This is a genomic window from Streptomyces sp. CO7, from assembly GCF_053474865.1.
Genome location: NZ_JBRIOU010000006.1, coordinates 59,886 through 65,416, shown reverse-complemented (window position 1 = coordinate 65,416; position 5,531 = coordinate 59,886). Strand labels below are relative to the sequence as shown.

Genomic DNA, 5,531 nt, shown 5'->3' with positions numbered 1-5,531 from the left:
TCCCTCGCCTCGGTCCGGTTGCTCTCGCAGCCTAGCGATGTGCACGTGCCCGCGCCGCCGCGGCCACCTTCGCGGCGGCGCGGGCACGTGCACATCGCTAGGCTGCGAGAGCAACCGGACCGAGGCGAGGGATGCTTCGTGGGCCAGGACGAGGTCACGTACGACGCGAGCCACATCGAGGTGCTGGAGGGCCTGCAGGCGATCAGGCGACGCCCCGGCATGTACGTGATGTCGACGGGGCCGCAAGGGCTGCACAACCAGCTGTTCGAGCTGTCCGACTGGGCATTCAACGAGGTCCTCGCCGGCCACGGCGATCGTGTCGCCGTGACCCTGCGGCCGGACGGCTCCGTGAGCATCACCCTCCACGGACGGGGCGTTCCCGTCGCGGCGGCCGGGGACGAGGAGAGCCCGACCCTGGAGGACCTGCTGTCCGGCATGTACGTCACCCCGCCGGTCGGCCGGCGCGGCGTGTGCTGTGCCCCGTTCGCCGTAGGGCCGGTCGTCGCCAACGCCCTGTCGAGCCGTCTGGACGCGGAGGTCCGGCGGCAGGGGACGCACTGGACCCAGCGCTACGAGCGCGGCGCTGCGACATGCCGGCCCCTGCCGGCGGGCCGGGCCGCCGGGGACGGCACGGTGATCACCTTCCGGCCGGACCCCGACGTCTTCGGCACGGCCGAGCACTCCTTCGACCTGCTGGCGGAGACCTTCGGCTCGCTGGCACACCTGTGGCCCGGGCTCGACGTCACGTTGACCGACGAACGTGGGCCGGGCAGCGCGCGCTCCGAGCGGTACCGCTTCCCCGGCGGCGCCACGGCCCCGCACCGCAGGTCCGGGCCGGGTGACTGCTAACGTCCGAGGCCATGGACGACAGCGTGTACACGGGCAACGCCGGCCAGGACGCGGCCCTCGACCGGGGCTGGCTGCTGGGGCACTTCAAGGAGCCGGGCGACCCGCGGCACAGCGAGGCCCTGGAGATCAAATGGGGCGTCCACCCCCGGGGCGACCGGCGGGCCCAGTGGGTGCGCGGTGAGAAGCGCACCGCACTGCAGGTGCTCGTCAGCGGGCGCTTCCGGGTCGAGTTCCCCCACCGCAGCGTCGTGCTGGAGCGGCAGGGGGACTACGTCGTGTGGGGCGAGGGCGTGGACCACTCCTGGGTCGCGGAGGAGGAGTCGGTGGTGCTCACCGTGCGCTGGCCCTCCCTCCCCGGCTACGCGGTGCCCGCGGCCGGGGAGGCATGAGGACCGGACCGGTCAGCCGGCCGTCGCACGGACCCAGGCGAACGCCTCGGCCACGTCGTGGACCACCGGCACACCCGCCGCGCCCGGCGGCCGCCTGACGACCACCACGGGGACGCCGAGCTCGCGCGCGGCCTCCATCTTCGGCCAGGTGTACGTGCCCCCGGAGTCCTTGGTCACCAGCACGTCCGCGCCGTGCTCGCGGAACAACTCCCGCTCACCGACGAGGGAGTACGGCCCCCGGCTGGTCACCAGCCGCCACGCGGGCGGCAGTTCGAGATCGGGCACGTCGACGACCCGTGCCAGCACGGAACTCGACGCCAGGGCCGGCACGAACCGGCGCAGCTCCTGCCGCCCCACCGTCACGAACGGCCGCGCCCCCAGCTCCGCGGCCCGCCCCGCGGCCTCCTCGTGCGAGGAGACGTACGACCACGCCGGATCCGGCTCCCACCCCGGCCGCTCGAGCCGCAGCAGCGGCATCCCCGAACTCGCGCAAGCAGCCTCGGCGTTGCCACTCATCCCCTGGGCGAACGGATGCGTCGCGTCGACCACCGCGTCGTAGCCGGCGAGCGCCGCCCGCAACCCGGGCACACCGCCGAAGCCGCCGATCCGCACAGCGCCCACCGGCAGCCGGGGCCGGGCGACCCGGCCCGCCAGCGAGGTCGTCACGTCGATCCCGGCGTCGACCAGCAGCGCGGCCAGCTCCCGCGCCTCCGAGGTCCCGCCCAGCAGCAGCAGCCTCACCCCACACCTCCGGGCGGCAGCACCGGCAGCGAGGCCGGAGCCCCGTCGCGTGCCAGCGCCACCAGCGCGTCGACGTCCAGGTGCTTCTCCGCCAGGTCGGCCAGGCCCTCGATCCGGGCCTCCCGCGCCTCGGCGAACCGCACCCCCGAGGGCGCGCACCCCAACGTCTCGGCGAGGAACGCCGACCGGAAGGCGTCGCCCTCCAGGCTGCCGTGCCACATCGTCCCGAACACGTTGCCCGCCCGTGCCCCGCCGAGGAACTCCTCGGCCCCGTCGCCCACGGTGATCCGACCGTGGTGGATCTCGTAGCCGGACGCCGGCGCCCCCAGCGCCGAACCCTCGGGCAGCCGTAGCGTCTTCTCCGCCGAGAAGTCGGTCCGCACGTCGAGCAGCCCCAGCCCTTCCGCGGACGAACCGGGCTCCGCCTCGACACCGTAAGGGTCGGCGACGACCCGCCCGAGCATCTGGAAGCCCCCGCAGACGCCCAGCACCGGACGCCCTCGCCGGGCGTGCTCCACCACCGCCCGGTCCAGGCCGCGCGAGCGCAGCCACGCCAGGTCCGCCAGCGTGGAGCGGGTCCCCGGCAGCACCACCAGGTCGGCGTCCGACAGGTCCCCGGGGCCCGACGCGAAGACCACGTCCAGGTCCGGCTCCAGCCCGAGCGCGTCCACATCGGTGAAGTTGCTGACCCGCGGCAGCCGCACCACCGCCACCCGCCGCACCGCGTCCCCGCGCGCCCGGCGGCCCTCCAGATCGAGGGCGTCCTCCGAGTCCAGCCACAGCCCCGGATCCCACGGCAGCACACCGAACACCCGGCGCCCGGTGAGCCGTTCCAGGTCGGCGAGACCAGGCCGCAGCAGACCCACGTCACCGCGGAACTTGTTGACGACGAACCCCGCCATCAGCGCCTGGTCGGCCGCCTCCAGCAACCCCACCGTGCCGTACATCGAGGCGAACACCCCGCCCCGGTCGATGTCGCCGACCACCACCACCGGCAGCCCGGCGTGCCGGGCCAGCCCCATGTTCACGTAGTCGCCGGCCCGCAGGTTGATCTCGGCCGGACTCCCCGCGCCCTCGGCCACCACCACGTCGTACCGGGCGGCCAGGTCGTCGTAGGCGGCGTGCGCCGCCCGCGCCAGATGACGGCGCCCCGCCTCCCAGTTCGACGAGGAGACGTCCCCGGCCGGCTGCCCCATCAGCACCACATGGCTGCGCCGGTCGGTGCCCGGCTTCAGCAGCACCGGGTTCATGGCCGGCTCGGGCACCGCCCGCGCCGCCACCGCCTGCACCCACTGGGCGCGCCCGATCTCGGCCGTCACCCCGTCGCGGCCCCGGCACACCATCGAGTTGTTCGACATGTTCTGGGCCTTGTACGGCGCCACCCGCAGCCCCCGGCGGGCGAACGCCCGGCACAGCGCCGTCGTCACCACGCTCTTCCCGGCGTCCGAGGTGGTTCCCGCCACCAGCAGCCCGCTCACGCCACCGCGCCCTTCCTCAGCAGACACACGTCCATCACCCACCCGGCCGCCCGCCGCGCCCGCTCGCGCGCCCGCAGGATCTCGGGCAGCACCTCCCCGACACGGCCGGCCACCAGCTCCTCGCCGTCCGTGCCGAGATTGGCCCCCCACCACACGGACCAGTCCGCCAGCCCCTCGAACCGCGGCTCCGCGCCCAGCATCACCACGATGTTCTCCTGCCCCTCCGCGACCGCGGCCGCCAGCCGGCGGGCCGTCGTCACGTGCACCGGCCGCCCCACCTCGTGCAGCACCATCCGGTGGCGCGCCGCCAGCAGCTGCGGCGCGCTCACCCCGGGCAGCACGTCGTACTCCACAGGCACCACGCCGCGCGCCGCGATCCGCTCCACGCTCCGCACGGTGGAGTCGTACAGCGAGGGATCACCCCACACCAGGAACGCCACCGTCCCCCCGCGCGCGGCCAGCACCCGCTCGTAGGCGGCGACCCGCGCCTCGTGCCAGGCCGCCACCGCCCCCGGATAGTCCTTGGGGTCGCGCCGGTCACGCTCCGGGTCCGGCACCTCCACCAGCTCCACGCCGTGCGCCTCGCACACCACGCGGCGCGCCTCCAGCAGCCCGTCGTCCTCCGCCTTGCGGGCGGCCACCGCGTAGTCGCAGCCCCGCAGGGCCTCGACGACCTCGGCGGTCAGGTGCCGCGGCCCCATGCCGATGCCCAGGATCCGCACCCTCACCGCGGCGCTCACTCGGACCGCTCCTCCAGCTCGCCCTCGACCTCCAGGTACACCTCGGCCATCGCCCGCAGCGTCTCCGGTTCCGGCTCCGCCCACAGGCCGCGGTCCGCCGCCTCGTGCAGCCGCTCCACGATGCCGTGCAGCGCCCACGGGTTGGAGCGCCGCAGGAACTCCTGCGTCTCCTCGTCCAGGACGTACTCGGCGGCCAGCTTCTCGTACATCCAGTCGTGCACCACGCCGGCCGTCGCGTCGAAGCCGAAGAGGTAGTCGACCGTCGCCGCCAGCTCGAACGCGCCCTTGTAGCCGTGGCGCCGCATCGCCGCGATCCACCGCGGGTTGACCACCCGGGCGCGGAACACCCGGGCCGTCTCCTCGGCCAGCGTCCGGGTGCGCACCGCGTCCGGCGTGGTCGAGTCGCCCACGTACGCCTTGGGGTCGGAGCCGGTCAGCGCCCGGACCGTGGCGATCATGCCGCCGTGGTACTGGAAGTAGTCGTCGGAGTCCGCGATGTCGTGCTCGGCGCTGTCGATGTTCTTCGCCGCCACCTTGATCCGCCGGTAGTTGGCCCGCATGTCGTCCGCCGCCGGCACGCCGTCCAGACCACGGCCGTACGCGAAGCCGCCCCACGCCGTGTACACCTCGGCGAGATCGCGGTCGTCGCGCCAGCTGCCCGACTCCACCAGCTGCAGGATGCCCGCGCCGTAGGAGCCCGGCTTCGAGCCGAAGATGCGGGTGGTGGCCCGGCGCTCGTCCCCGTGCACCGCCAGGTCCGCCCGGGCGTGCGCCCGCACGAAGTTGCGGTCCTCCGGCTCGTCCAGCACGGCGACCATCCGCACCGCGTCGTCCAGCATCGCCACCACGTGCGGAAAGGCGTCGCGGAAGAAGCCGGAGATGCGGACCGTGACGTCGATCCGGGGACGCCCCAGCTCCTCCAGGGACACCACCTCGAGCCGCGACACGCGGCGGGACGCCTCGTCCCACTCGGGCCGCACGCCCAGCAGCGCCAGCACCTCCGCCACGTCGTCGCCCGAGGTGCGCATCGCCGACGTGCCCCACACCGACAGGCCCACCGACTCCGGGTAGCTCCCGGTGTCCGCCAGGTGCCGCTCCACCAGCGAGCGCGCCATCGCCTGACCGGTCTGCCAGGCCAGCCGCGACGGCACCGCCCGCGGGTCCACGGTGTAGAAGTTGCGCCCGGTCGGCAGCACGTTCACCAGGCCGCGCAGCGGCGAACCCGACGGCCCGGCCGGCACGAACCCGCCCGCGAGGGCGTGCACCACGTGGTCCAGCTCCTCGGTGGTGCGGGCGAGCCGCGGCACGACCTGCTCGGCGGCGAACTCCAGCAC

General features: G+C 74.6%; 6 protein-coding genes. 2 read left to right on the top strand and 4 right to left on the bottom strand.

Annotated features, from left to right (window positions below; translation table 11 throughout):
• Positions 1 to 138: 138 nt before the first annotated feature.
• Together ACOV8S_RS21635 and ACOV8S_RS21630 are read left to right on the top strand one after the other, a co-directional pair.
• Positions 139 to 849, top strand: a complete 711-nt coding sequence (locus ACOV8S_RS21635; protein ID WP_448319557.1) for a hypothetical protein — start codon at positions 139 to 141, stop codon at positions 847 to 849.
• 11 nt (positions 850 to 860) lie between these two features.
• Entirely contained in the window at positions 861 to 1,238 is a 378-nt protein-coding gene (locus ACOV8S_RS21630; protein ID WP_448319556.1) for a signal peptidase I, read from the top strand.
• A 12-nt stretch (positions 1,239 to 1,250) separates the two neighbouring features.
• On the opposite strand, the gene ACOV8S_RS21625 is transcribed toward ACOV8S_RS21630, so the two are convergent.
• The 4 genes from ACOV8S_RS21625 to ACOV8S_RS21610 all read right to left on the bottom strand — a co-directional run.
• Positions 1,251 to 1,979, bottom strand: a complete 729-nt coding sequence (locus ACOV8S_RS21625; RefSeq protein WP_448319554.1) for a cobalt-precorrin-6A reductase — start codon at positions 1,977 to 1,979, stop codon at positions 1,251 to 1,253.
• Complete coding sequence (locus ACOV8S_RS21620) at positions 1,976 to 3,457, bottom strand: cobyric acid synthase (RefSeq protein ID WP_448319553.1); 1,482 nt, start codon at positions 3,455 to 3,457, stop codon at positions 1,976 to 1,978. Before ACOV8S_RS21620 ends, ACOV8S_RS21625 begins: the two co-directional genes overlap by 4 nt.
• Positions 3,454 to 4,197 carry a precorrin-6A synthase (deacetylating) gene (gene cobF / locus ACOV8S_RS21615; RefSeq protein ID WP_448319551.1) on the bottom strand — a complete coding sequence of 248 codons (744 nt, stop codon included), beginning with the start codon at positions 4,195 to 4,197 and terminating at the stop codon, positions 3,454 to 3,456. The genes ACOV8S_RS21620 and cobF overlap by 4 nt, the downstream gene beginning before the upstream one ends.
• Positions 4,194 to 5,531: cobaltochelatase subunit CobN (locus ACOV8S_RS21610; RefSeq protein WP_448319550.1), on the bottom strand; the 1,338-nt coding region annotated here is incomplete at its 5' end. The genes ACOV8S_RS21610 and cobF, both read right to left, overlap by 4 nt.